22 protein-coding genes are annotated in these 16,291 nt (G+C 64.4%); 9 read left to right on the top strand and 13 right to left on the bottom strand.

Annotated elements, in window-relative coordinates; genetic code table 11:
• The 4 genes from trpD to AC1DSN_RS08345 all read right to left on the bottom strand — a co-directional run.
• A partial coding sequence (gene trpD / locus AC1DSN_RS08360; RefSeq protein WP_477330285.1) for an anthranilate phosphoribosyltransferase occupies positions 1-612 on the bottom strand: 612 nt, incomplete at its 3' end.
• 17 nt (positions 613-629) lie between these two features.
• Positions 630-1,226 (bottom strand): anthranilate synthase component II, encoded by a 597-nt coding sequence (locus AC1DSN_RS08355; RefSeq protein WP_213949853.1) that lies wholly within the window; start codon positions 1,224-1,226, stop codon positions 630-632.
• A gap of 81 nt (positions 1,227-1,307) precedes the next feature.
• Positions 1,308-1,805 (bottom strand): type II toxin-antitoxin system YhaV family toxin, encoded by a 498-nt coding sequence (locus tag AC1DSN_RS08350; RefSeq protein ID WP_477330283.1) that lies wholly within the window; start codon positions 1,803-1,805, stop codon positions 1,308-1,310.
• Complete coding sequence (locus AC1DSN_RS08345) at positions 1,805-2,122, bottom strand: type II toxin-antitoxin system PrlF family antitoxin (RefSeq protein ID WP_063573029.1); 318 nt, start codon at positions 2,120-2,122, stop codon at positions 1,805-1,807. Before AC1DSN_RS08345 ends, AC1DSN_RS08350 begins: the two co-directional genes overlap by 1 nt.
• A 107-nt stretch (positions 2,123-2,229) precedes the next feature.
• On the opposite strand from AC1DSN_RS08345, the gene AC1DSN_RS08340 reads away from it, so the two are divergent.
• Positions 2,230-2,958 carry a hypothetical protein gene (locus tag AC1DSN_RS08340; protein WP_477295260.1) on the top strand — a complete coding sequence of 243 codons (729 nt, stop codon included), beginning with the start codon at positions 2,230-2,232 and terminating at the stop codon, positions 2,956-2,958.
• A 73-nt stretch (positions 2,959-3,031) separates the two neighbouring features.
• On the opposite strand, the gene AC1DSN_RS08335 is transcribed toward AC1DSN_RS08340, so the two are convergent.
• Both AC1DSN_RS08335 and AC1DSN_RS08330 read right to left on the bottom strand, forming a co-directional pair.
• The gene (locus tag AC1DSN_RS08335; RefSeq protein ID WP_213949804.1) at positions 3,032-3,583 is read right to left on the bottom strand and encodes an isochorismatase family protein; all 552 of its coding nucleotides are present in this window, start codon (positions 3,581-3,583) and stop codon (positions 3,032-3,034) included.
• Between the two features lie 116 nt (positions 3,584-3,699).
• Complete coding sequence (locus tag AC1DSN_RS08330; RefSeq protein ID WP_477296490.1) at positions 3,700-4,161, bottom strand: MarR family winged helix-turn-helix transcriptional regulator; 462 nt, start codon at positions 4,159-4,161, stop codon at positions 3,700-3,702.
• 767 nt (positions 4,162-4,928) lie between these two features.
• Here AC1DSN_RS08330 and AC1DSN_RS08325 point away from each other — a divergent pair.
• The 5 genes from AC1DSN_RS08325 (at position 4,929) to AC1DSN_RS08305 (ending at position 7,832) form a co-directional block, all read left to right on the top strand.
• Complete coding sequence (locus tag AC1DSN_RS08325; protein WP_477296488.1) at positions 4,929-5,300, top strand: hypothetical protein; 372 nt, start codon at positions 4,929-4,931, stop codon at positions 5,298-5,300.
• A gap of 84 nt (positions 5,301-5,384) precedes the next feature.
• Entirely contained in the window at positions 5,385-5,615 is a 231-nt protein-coding gene (locus AC1DSN_RS08320; RefSeq protein WP_477296486.1) for a hypothetical protein, read from the top strand.
• Between the two features lie 81 nt (positions 5,616-5,696).
• On the top strand, positions 5,697-6,368 hold the full coding sequence (locus AC1DSN_RS08315; protein ID WP_477330280.1) for a hypothetical protein: 672 nt from the start codon (positions 5,697-5,699) through the stop codon (positions 6,366-6,368).
• Positions 6,369-6,477: 109 nt separating this feature from the next.
• Positions 6,478-6,864, top strand: coding sequence for a VOC family protein (locus AC1DSN_RS08310; protein ID WP_477296482.1), 387 nt, complete (start codon positions 6,478-6,480; stop codon positions 6,862-6,864).
• Positions 6,865-6,878: 14 nt separating this feature from the next.
• Positions 6,879-7,832 carry a D-2-hydroxyacid dehydrogenase family protein gene (locus AC1DSN_RS08305; RefSeq protein ID WP_477330278.1) on the top strand — a complete coding sequence of 318 codons (954 nt, stop codon included), beginning with the start codon at positions 6,879-6,881 and terminating at the stop codon, positions 7,830-7,832.
• Here the strand turns inward: AC1DSN_RS08305 and AC1DSN_RS08300 are convergent.
• Positions 7,822-8,664: a DUF2884 family protein gene (locus AC1DSN_RS08300; protein WP_477330276.1), complete on the bottom strand. Its 843-nt coding sequence runs from the start codon at positions 8,662-8,664 to the stop codon at positions 7,822-7,824. The two genes, AC1DSN_RS08305 and AC1DSN_RS08300, sit on opposite strands and share 11 nt — an antisense overlap.
• A gap of 121 nt (positions 8,665-8,785) precedes the next feature.
• Positions 8,786-9,424, bottom strand: coding sequence for a response regulator (locus AC1DSN_RS08295; protein WP_477330274.1), 639 nt, complete (start codon positions 9,422-9,424; stop codon positions 8,786-8,788).
• Positions 9,425-9,733: 309 nt separating this feature from the next.
• Here AC1DSN_RS08295 and AC1DSN_RS08290 point away from each other — a divergent pair, with 309 nt between their 5' ends.
• On the top strand, positions 9,734-12,436 hold the full coding sequence (locus AC1DSN_RS08290) for an ATP-binding protein (RefSeq protein WP_477330272.1): 2,703 nt from the start codon (positions 9,734-9,736) through the stop codon (positions 12,434-12,436).
• Between the two features lie 115 nt (positions 12,437-12,551).
• Positions 12,552-12,773, top strand: coding sequence for a hypothetical protein (locus tag AC1DSN_RS08285; protein WP_063574142.1), 222 nt, complete (start codon positions 12,552-12,554; stop codon positions 12,771-12,773).
• A gap of 20 nt (positions 12,774-12,793) precedes the next feature.
• Here AC1DSN_RS08285 and AC1DSN_RS08280 read toward each other — a convergent pair whose 3' ends face one another.
• The 5 genes from AC1DSN_RS08280 to AC1DSN_RS08260 all read right to left on the bottom strand — a co-directional run bounded on the left by AC1DSN_RS08280 (position 12,794) and on the right by AC1DSN_RS08260 (position 15,736).
• Positions 12,794-13,228: a PA2169 family four-helix-bundle protein gene (locus AC1DSN_RS08280; protein ID WP_477296105.1), complete on the bottom strand. Its 435-nt coding sequence runs from the start codon at positions 13,226-13,228 to the stop codon at positions 12,794-12,796.
• A gap of 66 nt (positions 13,229-13,294) precedes the next feature.
• Positions 13,295-14,050, bottom strand: a complete 756-nt coding sequence (locus tag AC1DSN_RS08275; protein WP_477296104.1) for a DUF2884 family protein — start codon at positions 14,048-14,050, stop codon at positions 13,295-13,297.
• Between the two features lie 5 nt (positions 14,051-14,055).
• Positions 14,056-14,598 (bottom strand): hypothetical protein, encoded by a 543-nt coding sequence (locus AC1DSN_RS08270; RefSeq protein WP_477296103.1) that lies wholly within the window; start codon positions 14,596-14,598, stop codon positions 14,056-14,058.
• A 2-nt stretch (positions 14,599-14,600) separates the two neighbouring features.
• Positions 14,601-15,134: a peroxiredoxin gene (locus tag AC1DSN_RS08265; protein ID WP_063570524.1), complete on the bottom strand. Its 534-nt coding sequence runs from the start codon at positions 15,132-15,134 to the stop codon at positions 14,601-14,603.
• A gap of 143 nt (positions 15,135-15,277) precedes the next feature.
• Positions 15,278-15,736 carry a hypothetical protein gene (locus AC1DSN_RS08260; RefSeq protein ID WP_213949814.1) on the bottom strand — a complete coding sequence of 153 codons (459 nt, stop codon included), beginning with the start codon at positions 15,734-15,736 and terminating at the stop codon, positions 15,278-15,280.
• 191 nt (positions 15,737-15,927) lie between these two features.
• Here AC1DSN_RS08260 and AC1DSN_RS08255 point away from each other — a divergent pair.
• Positions 15,928-16,291: universal stress protein (locus tag AC1DSN_RS08255; protein ID WP_477330270.1), on the top strand; the 364-nt coding region annotated here is incomplete at its 3' end.

The raw sequence follows: 16,291 nt of genomic DNA, 5'->3' as shown, positions 1-16,291 counted from the left end.
GACCAGATCGGGGTGGAACACGCCCATGAGGATGTTGGGTGCGCCCGCTGGATTGGTCAGTGGCCCGAGGATGTTGAAAAGGGTGCGCACGCCCATTTCCTTGCGCACCGGTGCCACAACCTTCATCGCCGGGTGGTGGTTCGGCGCGAACATGAAGCCGATATCGGTTTCGTCCATGCACACGGCCACCTGGGCCGGGAGCAGGTCGATGCGCGCACCGAGCGCTTCCAGAACGTCCGCGCTGCCCGACTTGGACGACACGCTGCGCCCACCGTGCTTGGCGACACGGGCGCCCGCCGCCGCCGCGACGAACATCGACGCCGTGGAGATGTTGAACGAGGACGCACCGTCACCGCCCGTGCCCACGATGTCGATGAAGTGGGGATGCGGACCCACCTCGACCTTCGCGGAGAGATCGCGCATGACCCGCGCGGCGCCCGTGATCTCGCCGACGGTTTCCTTCTTCACCCGCAGGCCGGTGAGGATGGCCGCCGTCATCAGCGGACTCACGTCGCCACGCATGATCTGATGCATCAGCTCGATCATCTCGTCGTGGAAGATCTCGCGGTGCTCGATCGTGCGCTGGAGCGCCTCGGAGGGAGTCATCGGCATGGAACGGGGATCCTTTCTTACGCGGCGAGCGGCAACGGCATGCCGAGGAAGTTACGCAGCAGGTCGTGGCCGTGCTGGGTGAGGATCGATTCCGGATGGAACTGCACGCCTTCGATATCGAGGGTGCGGTGGCGCAGGCCCATGATCTCGTCGAGCGAGCCGTCTTCGCGCTCGGTCCAGGCGGTGACTTCAAGGCAGTCCGGCACCGAGTCTTTCTCTACCACCAGCGAATGGTAGCGGGTGGCCTCGAACGGGTTCGGCAGGCCGGCAAACACGCCCTGCCCGCGGTGTTTCACCGGGGAGGTCTTGCCGTGCATGATCTCGCGCGCCCGGATCACCTTGCCACCGAAGACCTGACCGATGGCCTGGTGCCCGAGGCAGACGCCGAAAATCGGCAACTCGCCGGCGAGCTCGCGGAGGATGTCGATCGACACACCCGAATCGTCCGGCGTGCCCGGCCCAGGCGAAATCATGATGCGAGAGGGCGCCAGCGCGCGGATATCCGCGACGGTGAGGGCGTCGTTGCGCACCACCTTGACCTCCTGACCCAGCTCGCCCAGGTACTGGACGAGGTTGAAGGTGAAGCTGTCGTAGTTGTCGATCATCAGAAGCAAGGTGATACCCATGCTTTGGAATGGGGGGGATCGCCATTATCCATCAAGCCGGGTAGGACGCACAGGAGAGCGCCCGCCCCTTTACCCTCGGCGCTCGATGGGGTCTGGACGGTCATTGACACGGTGCGGGCCCTTCCAGCCCGGCGTGCTACCGGAAACGAGCGAATCCCAGTCCGTGGGTGGGTGGCCTCGGCCCAGCATCCTCGTGAAGACCGCATACGGATCCGATCGTGATCCGGAGGCTCGTAGGGTTGCCTCATCGTTTACCCACGCGTAAACGATGACGCGCGAACGCGAGTCGAAACGAAAGAACACTCGAAACCGTCGACCGATTTTCGCCCGACGCCAATGACGATGCGCCGCACCCAGTGTCGTGCCCTGGCGGTACTCCTCGCGAGCAGGGTCGCCAGGCACGACTTCCAGGAGCAGCCTGGTCAATGCGCGAAACAGCTTTACGTTCGCGTTGCTTTCAGAACCGGTCGAATTCTGACGTTGCGCCTTCATGGCAGCGGTACGAAGGCGCGAAAGCTGATCGATAATGCCCTCGTGGAAAAGCAGCGTCCATCCGTTGACCTGCATCAGAGTTCCACATCGCCTTCAATGTCATCGGAGATATCCTCGACATGTGCTGCGCTCGCAAGCATGTCGCGGATGAGATCGTCAGGAAGGTTACCGACGTTGCGTCCGTGCCGTATGTCATCCTCGAGCAAGTTAAGAAAGGCGCCAATCGCAGGATCATCGTGGGCCAACGCTGCGGAAGTGACGATGACTTCGCCGTCCCGAACCTCGAAGGCGACCTTCCCGCCCGCTTCCACGCCCAGAAGCTGCCGAACCGCTTTGGGTAGCGTGATCTGCCCTTTGGATGTGAGGGTGGCAATTTCCTGGATGCTCGGCATATTCGCTGCTTCTCTGTGCGCGTGCCCCACGGTAAGGAATATTCCTTACGATTGCAATGGCCGGCGGGTTCACGCCACTGTCTCTGCGGGTTTCCAAGGATGCTCTCATGCGCAACCTCGACTTCAGCTCCTGGCAGGGGCTCCTCTCCACCCTCTTCGGCCTGGCGGTCATCACGCTCATCGGCGTGGGCATCCGGCTGCTTGCAATGCAGACGATCCAGCAGCGGCGTGAGCGCGAGAACCGGCAGATCAACGAACGCTTGCGCACCCTGATTGCGGCGTACAAGACACTGGGCGGTTCGTTCACGGGAAACCTTGCTGTCGACCCCACGCATCTACGCGATCTCAAGCGTCTGGATGCGGAGCAGACCGCCATCGATGCCGCTGCGGCGCAGGGCAACGAGCGGGCGCGTCGCGTGCGTGACGCGGTAGAGGCCGCGCTCTCGGACATTATCCTGCTCGGCACTGAAAAGCAGGTGGAGCTGGCAGCGCGCGCAGCGACCGAGTTAGCCGAGGGACGTCCCACGCACACCGCAGAGCTCGTCATCTCCCTGCGTGACTTCATCCGCAGCGTGCTCGATCTGGATGCGATTCCGTCGAGCGTCGTGATTCCGAAGCAGGGCCCGACGCGCCCGGCGAGTGGATCGGGCGGTAAGTCGCGCGGCGAAGGCGGCAAGGGCGAAGGCCGTGAGGGCGGCGGCGGAAAAGCCGGCGGCGGGGGCGGGATGGGCGGCGGCATGGGTGGCGGAGGCATGGGCGCTGGCATGGCCGGCGGTGCAGCAGCAGGCGCTGGTGTGGGCCTCTCAGCCGACGATGAACACGATCACCACGCCTAGAAACAACACCCCCGCCGCCCTGCCCGACCGGCTCAACGCCAATCTCGACAGGGCGGCGAGGGAAGGCTGATCTTCAGCCGATCGCCTTGAGCAGGTCGGCCGTGGTCGTGGTTTCGGCCAGGCGCGGGAAAATCGTGTTGACGCTGTTGTCGTGGGCGCTGGCCACCATGTCGGTCATCGCGTCAGGCACGATCACGACGTTGTAGCCAAGCTCACTGGCGAAACGCGCGGTGGACTCGACACCGATGCTGGTAGCGATACCGACGATCACCACCTGCTCGACACCCTTGCTGCGCAGCCAGCTGTCGAGATCGGTGCCATGGAACGCACCCCAGCGCTTCTTTTCGACGATGTGATCGGACGGCGCGCGCTCGATCTCGGGAATGAATTCCACGAAGGACGGATCCGACGGGAAGGCGCGCGCGCCCGCATCGGTGCGGCCCGGCGCGGCACCTGTGACATGCACGAGCACGACCGGACGACCCGATGCGCGGAACGCACGGGCGAGCGAAGCGGAACGCGCGACGATATCCGCGGTGTCGTGCGCGGTCGGCAGCGCGACAATCCCCTTCTGGAGGTCAACGACGATCAGGGCGGCGTTGGTGTCGAGTTGGCTAAGCGGCATGGTGAATTCCTCAGGGACGTGGGTGGGAAGACGGGATCGCGACCGGCAGGGTGCGATCAAAAACAGTGGCAACGAGAAGGAAGGCGAAGGCGACGCGATGCCGTCGGCGCGGCGTTTCACGCGGGGTCGCGCGTACTCGAATCAGCGAGACGTCGGATCACCGCGGCGGCCGTCAGCAGGTCGCGCTGCTCGTCCGCAGTGAGCGTGGCGATGGCACTGGCCATCCACGTCCGCTTCGCCGCCCGGACGCGGCGACGTGCCTCGACGCCGGCAGCCGTGAGTGCAAACAGGACCTGGCGGCCATCGGTCGGATGCGGCCTGCGCTCGACGAGGCCCTCCTCCTCCAGAACGGACAACGTCGCACCCATGGACTGCGGTTTTACCAATTCGGCGCGGGCTATGTCGGCTGTCGAGGTGGGACCGCCCTCTTCCAGTCGGATCAGCACGGCCATCTGCGACCAGCTCAGTTCCTGGTTGTTGGACTCGGCCCGCAAACGACGCACGAGCTGACCGCACGCGGCGAGGAGATCGGAAGCCGCGGCGTCGACGCCCGGGAACACAGAGGATTGTTTGGCCATTCCTTTACGCTATGGCCGCGCGGGCCAACTTGCAAGGCAAACTTGCAAGTTTGCCTTCGAAAGTTCCTGCGGCGCCCTGCCGATGCGACGTGGACCAACGTGCGCGGCTAGACGGCGCCTTTTCGCAAAAGCGCTCTCACGGTGGTGAGCTTGTACGACGCAAACGATGCACCCGGAGAAGTGACGGCTTCCGACGGTGAGGTTCCGATCTCGCAGCTCGGAACAGGCAAGCCTTGGATATGCCGCTCACTCATCAGCAGGAGTCTTTCAACAGCAGCGGCGACGTGCTGGAACGGAGCGTCGAGAATGGCCAACAATTCCACCGCGCGGGCTTGCCTCGCAATCAGGGGCCATCCACTCACACGTGCTATGCGTGTAAGGCGCCGTGCCAGCCTCCGCGATTCTTCAAGGTCTTCGGCATGCACGGCATCAGTGAGCAAGACGAGGTCGATAATGGTCTTTGAAGTCGCGCTCAATTGCATACGGGGCCTTGGAGGACTCAGCAATCGAACAGCTTGGCGGCGCTTTCGTTAGCTGGGCCGCTGAGGCGCGTGAGTGCGCCTTCATCCATGTGATCGGACGCGGCGGGTAAATCACGTAGATTCGATAGGTCGGCATGATGTCTCCCAGCGCGACTGCCATGTCGGCATAGAGCGCAAGGGCCGCCTGCCTCTCAAGCGCCCCCGCCCCGGACTACGAGGGCCTTCGGCGTCATCCGTCCTTGCCATACGGTCTGCTAGAACCGCTTTTTCATGTCGGGAGACACCATGACCAATCTCAAGCCGCTCGCTGCCGTCATCGAGCCCCGCTCACCCCTCGCGGGGACCCTCGCCGAGGTTCTTCACGCAAGGGGCTTTGAAGTCGTGGTGGCTTCGACCCATGCAGGCGCCGCAAGACTGGTGGCGGCCCAGGCCAAGGTCGACTTCCTGATTGCCGCGGTACCGGCCCCCGGCGAAGACCACGCCGGGGCGTATCTGGAAGAGGCGCGGAACAAGAACCCGGGCCTTGCCGTGGTCATCATGCTCTCGGACCCGAACGAAGCGACCGATGGCGCTCCCGCGACAGCCATCCGCCTCGTCAAGCCCTTCGATATGCGCCAACTCGCCCAAGCCATCGATGAAGCGACGGACAAGGCCTGAGCCTGCACAAATGTCGAGGCGGTTTTGACACATGCGGCGGGGTCGTTGGGCATAGTCGACCCATCACGATTTCTGCGGACGTACATGTTTTTCGTCTTCGACATACCGTTTCGCGTGCCCGACAACGAATGGACTATCGCCCTTCCCTCGGGTGAGCAACAGACGTTTCCTACCCGCCATGATGCCGTGCGGTTCGCCGCCCGCCAGGCGTCCCGATTCACCGCTTTCGACGGCAGCAGGGTTTACCTGAGTATCGAGGGGGAAGACGGTATATGGCGGCTGTTCGGGGCAGACCTGAAAGCGCCTAACCTCTAGCTGCACAAGCCGGTCTGAGCGTCGCCGCACCCGGGCGGTAGAATGGTGACCCTGACGCTGTCGCGCCGCAGAGAGTTCCTTATGCCAGCACTTCGCATGCTCGCTGCCCTGACGATCGCCACCGCGATCGCCCTGCCCGCCTCGGGCCAGCAGACCGCGCCGGCAGGCGACATCAATCTGCCGGGCGTGACTGTCACCGCCGATGCCTACACCGAGAGTCACGGCGGCTACCTGATTTCCGGCGACTTCAAGGTCGATCCGCGCATGCCTGGCGTGGTCTTCCCCGCCTCGGCGCTGGTTGAAGGCGACGTGCTCAGCATCGAGCCGCAATATCTCAACGGCAACGACTACGTGGTGCTCCAGGAATGTGCTTCGGCCGATTGCAACGATACCCGCATCGTCCGCGTCTGGTCTTCCATCGCGGGCCATCCTGTCGGCGGCGGCAATGATCGACGCATCATCATTCCCCACGAAAACAAGTACTGGATCTGGGCCAAGCGCCTCCCGGAGATCAGCCATCCGGATTGCGACACCTGTGCCACCCACTTCACAAGCTTCAAGCGGATCGGACCACCGATGACGATCACCCCGACGGGTGAGGAAGCGCGTTATCACCAAAGCGAACTCGAGGCAGCCGCCGGTGCCGATCCCCTTCCTGTCACGAAGCAGTCGCACGAAGGGTCAACCTTCGTGATCACGTTCGCGGGCGGCTCCACGGTGCGAATCAGGCGGATGCACGCCGCAGCGCCCTGAGGAGGGTTTCGATCCCTGCAAGATAGGCATGGTGAAGCTCTGAAAGAACGATGCCCTTGCCTCCGCGGCGTCCAACGCGGATGCTTGGAAATCGATTCCGGAGATTCCCATGCCTTCCCTCGGTGCCATCACCTTCCTGGTCCACGATTACGACGAGGCCATCGCCTTCTTCACCCGCGCATTGGCTTTCAGCCTGATCGAAGACACCGACATGGGCGGCGGCAAGCGCTGGGTAACGGTGGCACCCCGCGGATCGGACGGTACCCGCCTCCTGCTGGCACGCGCGGTCACCGATGAACAACGTGAACACGTGGGCAAGCAAGGTGGCGGACGCGTCTTCCTGTTCCTCCACACCGATGACTTCGCCGGCGACCACGCGCGCATGCGCGAGCACGGCGTCCATTTTCGCGAAGAGCCGCGACACGAGTCCTATGGAAGCGTAGTCGTCTTCGACGATCTTTACGGCAACGGCTGGGATCTCATCCAGCCCGCCTGACCCAGGAACCCAAGATGACTGACAAAACGATCCGACTGGCCGTGCTCGACGACTACCAGCACGTGGCGATGCAGAGTGCTGACTGGTCGGTGCTGGATGACCGGGCCGAGGTGGTCGTGTTTCACGATCACCTGTTCGATCACGACGCCCTGGTGGAGCGACTGACGGCGTTCGACGCCGTCTGCGTCATGCGCGAACGCACACCCATGACGGCTGCACTGATCGCGGCGCTGCCGAGGCTCAAGCTGATCGCATCGACGGGACGGGTCAATGCGTCGGTCGACCTCGACGCTGCCGCCAGGCATGGCGTCGAGGTCGTGCACACGGATTACTCCTCGACGCCGACGATCGAATTCACCTGGGCCGCCATCCTCGGATTGGCACGGAATATAGCTGTCGAGGCGGCATCGGTACGTACCGGCCAATGGCAGGTGGGTCTGGGTACCGAACTGCGCGGGAAAACACTCGGCATTCTCGGCCTCGGCCGCATAGGCGCCGAGGTTGCCCGGATCGCACAGGCATTCGGCATGCAGGTGATCGCCTGGAGCGAGAACCTCACCACCGAAGCCGCTAGCGCCATCGGCGTCCGCCGGGTGACGAAGGACGAGCTCCTCGCGCAGTCGGATTTCCTCAGCATCCATACGCGCCTGAGCGATCGCACGCTCGGCCTGATCGGCGCCGCCGAACTCGCCGCCATGAAACCGACGGCACGACTCATCAACAGCTCGCGAGGACCTATCGTCGACGAGAAAGCACTGATCGACGCGTTGTCGCACGGCCGGCTCGCGGGCGCAGCCGTCGACGTCTTCGAGGTCGAGCCCCTTGCCGCAGACCATCCATTCCGCACGCTGCCCCATGTGCTGGTGACGCCCCACATTGGCTACGTCACCGCGGAGATGTATCGAACGTTCTACGGTGACAGCGTGAACAACGTCGTCGCGTGGCTCGACAAGGACGTCAGAAGCTGACGACCTTCCTGCTGTGGTCGCTGTCGCTGTCGTGGTCATCGTCGCGATGTTCGCCCTTCGGCTTGATCGTCATGAGCTCCAGCGGCTTGCCGTTGGCCAGGCGAACACCCCAGCCCTGCTGGAGGCTGGCGAGATCATTCAGTTGCGGGCAGATGGCGTTGGACTTCGCTTCGAGCGCCTTCGAGCGCTTGTTCATTTCGCGGTCCATCGCCTTGTCCAGCGAGTCGGCGCGGGCCTGCAGCGCGGCGACTTTGCTCGCGTCGCCCGAGAGGGCGGCGGTCACCGCGCTCGAGGTGACCGAACCGACCAGCTCGCCCACGGAATCGGACACCGAGCCGGCAACGGTCTCGGTCATGCGGTTGGCTGACCAATGACCCGAGCCGACGCCCTCATCGATCTCACGCAGGGCTTCGATCTGCTTCCGCTTGAGCTTTTCCAGCATCCTGCSCCGCTGATCGCCGTCGGCAAAAGACAGGGTGACCGTGGTCATCGCTGAGAACCCTAGCTCGACACCCTCCCGGGCGATCGTTGCCACCTGTGGCATCAGGGCACGAACGCCAGCCTCGTACCGGCGCAGCGCGTCGGCATCCCCGCCTGAGACAGCAACGGCTTTGCCATCGACGCGAATCGCGCCGTCATGGAGGAAGACCTCGGCCGGCACGCCATCGGTACGGTGAAAAGAAAGGCCTGCCGCCGTGACATCGACGTCGTAAGGCGTCGAGTAATCGTGTTTGCAGGTATCCGTGCTGAAGTTGATCTCCGTTGCCCGCCCTGCCGTGGCGGCGAGCACAAAGGCGACGGCGGCGGTGCCGGCGATGATCGGATGGCGCATGGCCCTTCTCCCCAGGAAACGGATGTTCGCCGGGTAGGATGCGTCCGGCGAGCCTAAGGTTTAGTCCGTTAGGCGGCAGGAAGCATGGGTAGTTGGTCACGCCCTGACTTCCGGCAGGGGGTCATGAGGCGATTCCGCGCTCGCGTGCGTACTCGGAAAGCCGGCTGTCGTGATCGATACCGAGCTTGCGCATGGCATCGCGCTTCTGGCGGCTGACTGTCTTGACGCTGCGGCTCAGCTGCTCCGCGATCTGCGAGATCGACATGCCCCCTACATACAAGCGCACCACCTCGATCTCTCGCGCCGAGAGGCGGACGCCATCGGCCGTGCTCTGCACGCCGCCCGTGTCGAACTGCCGACGAATCGTATCGCTCATGTAGGCGCGACCCGTGGCGGCGTAGCGCACAGCGACGGCGACTTCCCYCAGCGGTGCGCGCTTGTCGCACAGACCCAGCGCACCGCGGCTGCGCATGGTCTGCAACACAGCGGGATTGTTCACCATGGTCAGCACGACGACAGGCAGCCGCGGATAGCGCCGGCGGATGAGGTCGATGAGCGACAGTCCATCACCATGACGGCCGCCGGGCATGGAGAAGTCGGTCACGACCACGTCGCAGGGAAGCGACGCCAGCAATTCGACGAGTTGGTCGCCGTTGGCCGCTTCGCCGACCACTTCGATATCACCGCCCGCCTCCAGGGCGGCACGGGCCCCCATCAGGACTACCGGGTGATCGTCGGCAATGATCGTTCGCAAAACCATGTCTTCCCTCGTAGGCGGATGTGCGCAGCCGCTCTCCATGAGATGTGCTACTCAGTCTTACCATCGTGGAGATTACAGTAATCGTCCGCACGTGGTCGAAGGAACACCATGAAGCAATTGAGAATATTGGCCATTTTTTGCGGCATTTTGTTCGCTTCGTACCGACAGGCGAGCGCGGCTGACATGTTGCGTGAGGGTACGGGACAGCACGAACGGGTCGCGATCTTTCACACCGACATGGACTCGCCCCCATCGGGCGCGGCATCGCAAGGCAGACCCCAAGAAAGTTCCGCGATCACGCCTGACGACGTGCCGCTCAGCACGGCGGAGCGAGAGTGGCTCGCAACGCTGCCGGTGCTCCGCATCGGTATCGATCCGTCTGCAGCGCCCATCTCGCAAATCGGCCGGGACGGCGAAGCCCAAGGATTGGCCATCGACTACCTGCGCGAGGCCACCCGCGTGCTCGGACTACGTACCGAGACCGTGACCAGCCTGGATTGGCACGACACCGTTCAACGCGCCATGCACGGCGACATCGACGTGCTGCCGGCGGCATCCGCGAGCAACGTCGCACTGGAACGCCGCTTCGGTTTCACCGCGCCCTATCTCGATCTGCCGGTCGTGATCGTCACTCGGGAGCACGGCTTCCTGGTCACGGGCCCGGATGATCTGGGTGGGCACCGGGTCGCGGCCAATCTTGCCCAGGGAGCGGTGGCGGCCGCGGTGGCGCCGATGTCGACGGCCGACGTCATGCCGGTTTCCACCACGGCCGAAGGCCTGTCCGCCGTGGCTTCCGGCAAGGTGGACGCCTACGTGGGCGACATCGCCACGGCCGAAGTCCTCATTCGGCGCGACTACCCGGCACGACTCAGGATCGCCGCCCCGACCGGGGAGCATGCCGGTCTGTCGATGGCCGTGGACCAACGATTCGCTCCACTGATTCCTTTGCTCGACCGCGTGTTCGCACGCCTGCCCGAACGCCGTAGCCAGACGATTCGTAACACCTGGCTTCGCTCCGACTACCACTGGGGTACATCCTGGCGGGAGATCGCGCGCAAGGTCGGGCCAGCAGGGGCCCTCGTTCTGGCGTTGCTGCTCCTGGTAAGCCACGCGTACCTGCGCCTGCGACGTGAAACACGCCGCCGCCTGCATACGGAAGCGCAGCTTGCCGATGTGACCCGGCACATGCCCGCCGTGGTTTATCGATTTCGTTATCACCCGGACGGGCGCATCGGCTTCGTCTACGTAGGGGGCAATCCGGAACCCATCTTCGGCGTATCGGCCGAGACGTTCATCCATGACGAACGCAGCGCGTTCGCGCAGATCGACGGACGCGACCAGCCAGGGCTCATGGCCGAGGTGGCGCGCGCGGCGGCGTCCCTGACACCCATCCATGCGGAGATGCGCATTCGCGATACGTCACCGGAGCGCTGGGTGGCGTCCCACGCCGTGCCCCGGCGCGTCGCCGATACCGTCGAGTTCACCGGCTACTGGATCGATGTCTCCGAGCGACGGCTACAGTCGACCCAGCTGGCCTTGGCCAAGGAAGTCGCCGAATCGGCCACGCGGGCGAAGAGCCAGTTCCTGGCCACCATGAGCCATGAAATCCGCACGCCGATGCATGGCGTCATCGGCATGCTGGAAATGCTTGGCACGACCTCGCTCGACGACGCGCAACGACGTCTTCTGGGCACCGCGGAAACCTCGGCGGGTGCCTTGCTGCAGATCCTCGACGACGTGCTCGACTTCTCTCGTATCGAGGCCGGGCAGCTGGCCGTTGCATGCCGCCCCGTCGATCTGCGTGAGCTGGTCGGGGCGGTCGTCGACCTGTTTGCCTGGAAGGCCAACGAAAAGGGACTCTCCATCGCGCGCAGGATCGACGAACGTCTTGCCGAATAYGTCCTCACCGATGGCGCGCGCCTGCGCCAGATCCTGCTCAATCTGGTCAGCAACGCGATCAAGTTCACGACGCGCGGCAATATCGTCGTCATCGTCGAGGTGGTGGGCGAGACGTCTGGCCATCAGTCGTTGCGGTTGGTGGTGGCCGACACCGGGATCGGTATCGCCCCTGACGACATGGCCCGGTTGTTCACGCCCTTCACCCAGGCCGAAGCGTCCACGACCGCGCGCTCGGGCGGCAGCGGTCTCGGCCTTGCGATCAGTCGACGACTGGCCGCGTTGTTGGGCGGCCAGATCGCGATGACCAGCGAGCGCGGTGTCGGCACCCGGGTGACCATGGAGCTGACCCTGCCGGTCATCGCCCGCAACGAGGCGGACGAGCCGAGAGAAGCGCCCCCACGTGCACAGACCGACGTGCCACTGAACGTGCTCGTGGCGGAGGACCACGCCACCAACCGTGAACTGGTCGCCGCACAGCTCGATCGGCTCGGCCACCGGCACACCATCGTCGCCGATGGCGAACAGGCTTTGCTGGCGGCATCGACGCGGACCTTCGACGTCCTCCTGACCGACCTGCAGATGCCGCGGATGGATGGCTACGCGCTGGTGCAGGCCCTGAGAGAGAACGACGCCATGCTGCATATCATCGCGATGACAGCCAATGCGATGCCCGAGGAGAAGCAGCGATGCCTGGCTGCCGGCATGGACGGGTTCGTTGCAAAGCCGGTCCGGCTCGACGCGCTGCGCGATGCCCTCGCGGCCGTGACGGACGCAGCAGCGGTGTGGGATCTCGACGCCTTGCGCGAGGATTTCGGGGGACTTGCGGCGCTCCCCCGCATGGTCAGCCGGTTCGCCGCAGCGACGTATGCCGATATCGACGATGCCGGGAACCTCGGCAGCCCTGAGGACGCGGCGGCATGGAGTCACCGTATCGGCGGAGGTCTCCGCGTCTTTGGGCCCTCCAGCGCTGCCACGATGCTCGAACGCTTCGAAAGGGAGCTGCGCGGGGAAGATGCTGGCGCCGCGCTAAAACGACTCCCCAGCGTGGTCACGGCGCTGCGATCGCACGTGGAGCGTCTGATCGAATCGGCGCGGGAGCTGTCTACGGATTGAGCTTATTCTCAAAAAAAAGTGGGATTTTTCAGATTCATCTGATTTTTCCGATGACCCCGACCCGCGATTCTTATCGACGTACGCCTTAAGGCGCGTCAAGACCGAGGGGTCGCCTGTGAATCAGCACGTCATCGATTACCACATCGCGGATATCGGCGAGGCCTGGGCCATCTTTCGCGAGGGCGTCCAGATCGCCGTGCGTAAGGATCCCGGCGATGCCATCGCGTTCGCAAACTTCTTTGCCGACCGGGAAACCCGCATCGCAACACGGCCGGTTCGCGTTTCGGCCGATCACCACATGCATCGCACGCTAAGCGAGATCAGGCGCGCCGCCTGAGCTTCTGCTCAGGGAAACGCTCAGCGTCCGGTCGCGCCACCCATGTGAATCATGTCGAGGTGCAGCAGTCGCAGGCGCGCAATGTGGCGACCGACGATGGCGCGATCTCCCGAGGTGGCCTCGAGACGCAGGAAAGCGTCGAGCAGTCGACGCTCCATGTGTTCGAGAGTGCGGATATAGGTGACATCCGGATCGTTCGAGAGCTTTGCCGACGCCTCCATCATGCTGCGTCGGACCCCACTCATGGGGCCGCCGGCTGTGGCCGGACGCCCGCCGGTGGCGGTGACTTCGCCTTGTAACTCCGCAGCGATAGCCGTCAGGGAGTCGGCGGATTCTTGCAGAACAGCCTTCAGGCCCGGCTCTCGCACGCCACGTGCCGCCTGACCATAGAGATCACGATCCGCGATGACTCGGCGAATCAGCCAATTGACGACACGGATCGAGTTTCGTTCCATGGGCGAAACGTTAGACCTGTCGGACTTAGCCGGTCATAAACGTCCCGGTATCTGGTCAGCCGGCGGTCAGCCGCCGGGCTCGATCAACAGCAAAGGCTGACCAGACGCGTCGCGCAGGCCGGATTGGAGGTCGACCAACTGTCGGACAGCCGGACAGAGGGCCTGAACCCGCGGCCTGAGGGTCGATTCCAGCCGGGCGATGACACGCGCCTGACCGCCCGTGGAGACATCCGCCACGCGATCGCGCAGCGCGGCGGCGCCTTCCAGATCACCATTCATCGCCAGCTGCATGGCCTCACCGCCGACCTCCTGGGTCAGCAGGGGCGTGATATCGGAGACGATTTCCTGCGCATAGGCGCGCATGGCATCGGCCTGCCAGTCGCGGGTGCTCTGGCTCGCCGCGATACGCCGCTTGATCTCGGCAACGCGACTGGCAAGTGCCCGGTCGAGCTCACCGCTGCTCAGTGATCCCGGAGATGCACGGCCGGCCTCCTCGCGCACAGCGCGCGCAGCAACGTCCACACCATCGCTGGCGATCGCCTTGGCCTTGGGCACCAGGGCACGGACGTTGCGCTCGAAAAGGGCGACGCGGTCTTGCTCGTCCGGGCGCAGCGCCACGGTGCGACCGTCCGTGGCGAGGCTGCCATCGTGCATGCGCACACTGCGCGGAGCCACTTCCGGGCGCTCGAACAGAAGGGCATCCGAACGCACCGTAAGGTCGTAGCTGCTGGCGACCCCACAGGACATCTGGCCGACGTCCTGAGCCGCGACACTGCCCGCAACGCAGGCAGCGACGACAAAGGCGAATACGCGGGCGGTCATCCTGCTCACAAGGCGGGCTGAGCGAACTGCTGCCTCACGGACACGCGACCCAGCGTCCACGCAAGCCAGGCCAGCACGGGTACGGAGACCGCCTTCAGCACGATCCCCACGACGAGGATCGATCGCAGCTTCACGTCACGGAGCAGCTGTTCGGGCTCGAGACCGCCCTGGCCGAGCTCCACTCCGATCGCCTGCCACTGCTGAAAAGCGATCACCGCCGTGACGATCGCCCAGACGGCCAGCACGCCGGCCGCGATGCGCATGGCGCTTCGGCCCCATTCGCGCCACCGCAGGGTCCCCAGCGCAACCACCATGACGACAAACGCCCCGAGGGTATTGCCCACCGACCAAGCCAGGAAGACACGCGGATCGGGGGTACCCGCGGCTATCGCCTCGGCGCTGATGGAACGGATGGCACCTGCGGCGGCGACGATGCCAGCGGCGTTGATCACGAAGCCCACGGCCGCAAGCAACATCACCAGCCAGACCACGATGCGCCACGGCGCGAACGGACGGGCCTGCCGTGGCCCCTTCAGTGGTTTGAACATGCTCAGGTGCCCGAAGCCTTCAGCTGCGCGAGATCGGCAAGCACCTGCCCGGAGTTCTTTTCCGGATCCACGTCCTTATAGACCCTGGCGATCTTGCCGGTCGGGTCGATCAGAAAGGTCTCGCGACGGGCGTACTTGCTGCCCTTTTCGTCGCTGAGCACGTCGTACTTCGTCGCCATGGCGCCGTCTGCGTCCGAGAGCAGCGGGAACGGGACGTGGTACTTCGCGGCGAATTCGGCATGCGACTTCACGTCGTCCAGGCTGACGCCATAGACAACGGCACCGGCCTTGTGGAGCTTGACGATGTCATCGCGGAAGGTGCAGACCTCGGTGGTGCAACCGCCCGTGAAGTCCTTCGGATAGAAGTAGACGACCAGCCACTTGCCCTTTTCGGTGTCCAGCGAATGCCACTCGCCCTTCTGGTCCTGCAGCTTGAAATCGGGCGCCTTGTCGCCGACCGCGGGGCCGGCAGGGGTGGCGGCCCAGGCAGAGACAGTGACCAGGCAAAGAGCGAGAAGCGTAAAGAGGCGACGCATGGGGAAACCTCGTGGGTGGGAATCAGGGAAGTGTACTCGTCCGCGTGAATGCGGGTTCCGTCCCTTTCGGTTGCGGCGGCGCGTGAGATTCGCAAAAAAAAGAGGCGCCCCGGAGGACGCCCCTTTGCTGACGGAAGCGGGTATTACTTGCCGATCCGCTCGATCTCGAACTTGCTCAGGTCGACGCCGAGGTTGAAGCCACGGCCCGTGCCGGTAACGGCCAGGGAGACTTCACCCTTGGTCATCGCCGCGCTCTCGGCGCTCTTCACGACACCGGCATTGGCGCCGCCGCTGGCGTATTCGCCATAGATCTCGCTGATGCCGTGGACGTGGGTGAACTCACCCTTGCCACCTTCGATGCTGAACTTGCCGGCGGTGAGGCCGCCACCACGAACGTGGATGATCACGTCGGCGCTCTGGCCGTTATCGCAGCGGACGTGGCCACGGCCATCGGCCTTCTTGTAGATCGCAGCCCAACCCGTGGTGCTGAACGTCATGTGGCATTTGACCTCAGCGTCCGAAGCCGCCTTGGCGGGCTGCGCGGAGAAGGTACCTGCAGCGGCGAGTGCCAGGACAGCCAGACCGGTAATGCGCTTGATCATGTTCGTTTCTCCGTGGGTAGATGGCAGGAAGCTGCGAGACGGATTCTGTACTCACGAATGTGAAGAAACACGGAGGCTCCCGACACCCGTTCAGGAAAGGCGAGGATTCGTCGAGGACCCGTGAACCGGCTCCCCGGGCGGCTTTAGGCGGCTTACTATCGATCCAACGCCGCTCCTTGAAGGGAAATCCCATGCCCAAGCACATCCTGGTTGGCTATGACGGCTCGGAAACCGCCCGCCGCGCCTACCTTTTCGCCCTGGAGCTGGCCGCCTGCGCCGGGGCGAGGGTCCAGGTGCTCTCGGTGCTCCAGATCGACAACGGTGCCGATACGGCGGCGCTGATGATGACGGACAACGGCAGGGAGCGCCTCGAGGCGCTGAACGCCGAGGTGAAGGCCTTGAGGCCCGAGGCCGGCGTACCGGTGGCCGTCGACCTCATTCATGGAAGCCCCGGCGACGCCCTGCTCTCGTACGTGGCACGGCACGGGGTCGACCACATCGTCATCGGGCATACCGAGCGAGGCGCCCTGGCCCGCTGGCTGGTCGGCTCGACCT

Source organism: Luteibacter sp. P4_D7_3 (genome assembly GCF_056401735.1).
The sequence above is the reverse complement of the archived record's forward strand: the minus strand, read 5'-3'. Positions and strand labels throughout refer to the sequence as shown.

Bases quoted from the DNA above. Each gene is read 5' to 3' on its own strand.
- AC1DSN_RS08350 (WP_477330283.1), bottom strand. From the start codon at position 1,805: ATGCAGGTCAACGGATGGACGCTGCTTTTCCACGAGGGCATTATCGAT.
- AC1DSN_RS08345 (WP_063573029.1), bottom strand. From the start codon at position 2,122: ATGCCGAGCATCCAGGAAATTGCCACCCTCACATCCAAAGGGCAGATC.
- AC1DSN_RS08340 (WP_477295260.1), top strand. From the start codon at position 2,230: ATGCGCAACCTCGACTTCAGCTCCTGGCAGGGGCTCCTCTCCACCCTC.
- AC1DSN_RS08335 (WP_213949804.1), bottom strand. From the start codon at position 3,583: ATGCCGCTTAGCCAACTCGACACCAACGCCGCCCTGATCGTCGTTGAC.
- AC1DSN_RS08330 (WP_477296490.1), bottom strand. From the start codon at position 4,161: ATGGCCAAACAATCCTCTGTGTTCCCGGGCGTCGACGCCGCGGCTTCC.
- AC1DSN_RS08325 (WP_477296488.1), top strand. From the start codon at position 4,929: ATGACCAATCTCAAGCCGCTCGCTGCCGTCATCGAGCCCCGCTCACCC.
- AC1DSN_RS08320 (WP_477296486.1), top strand. From the start codon at position 5,385: ATGTTTTTCGTCTTCGACATACCGTTTCGCGTGCCCGACAACGAATGG.
- AC1DSN_RS08315 (WP_477330280.1), top strand. From the start codon at position 5,697: ATGCCAGCACTTCGCATGCTCGCTGCCCTGACGATCGCCACCGCGATC.
- AC1DSN_RS08310 (WP_477296482.1), top strand. From the start codon at position 6,478: ATGCCTTCCCTCGGTGCCATCACCTTCCTGGTCCACGATTACGACGAG.
- AC1DSN_RS08305 (WP_477330278.1), top strand. From the start codon at position 6,879: ATGACTGACAAAACGATCCGACTGGCCGTGCTCGACGACTACCAGCAC.
- AC1DSN_RS08280 (WP_477296105.1), bottom strand. From the start codon at position 13,228: ATGGAACGAAACTCGATCCGTGTCGTCAATTGGCTGATTCGCCGAGTC.
- AC1DSN_RS08275 (WP_477296104.1), bottom strand. From the start codon at position 14,050: ATGACCGCCCGCGTATTCGCCTTTGTCGTCGCTGCCTGCGTTGCGGGC.
- AC1DSN_RS08270 (WP_477296103.1), bottom strand. From the start codon at position 14,598: ATGTTCAAACCACTGAAGGGGCCACGGCAGGCCCGTCCGTTCGCGCCG.
- AC1DSN_RS08265 (WP_063570524.1), bottom strand. From the start codon at position 15,134: ATGCGTCGCCTCTTTACGCTTCTCGCTCTTTGCCTGGTCACTGTCTCT.
- AC1DSN_RS08260 (WP_213949814.1), bottom strand. From the start codon at position 15,736: ATGATCAAGCGCATTACCGGTCTGGCTGTCCTGGCACTCGCCGCTGCA.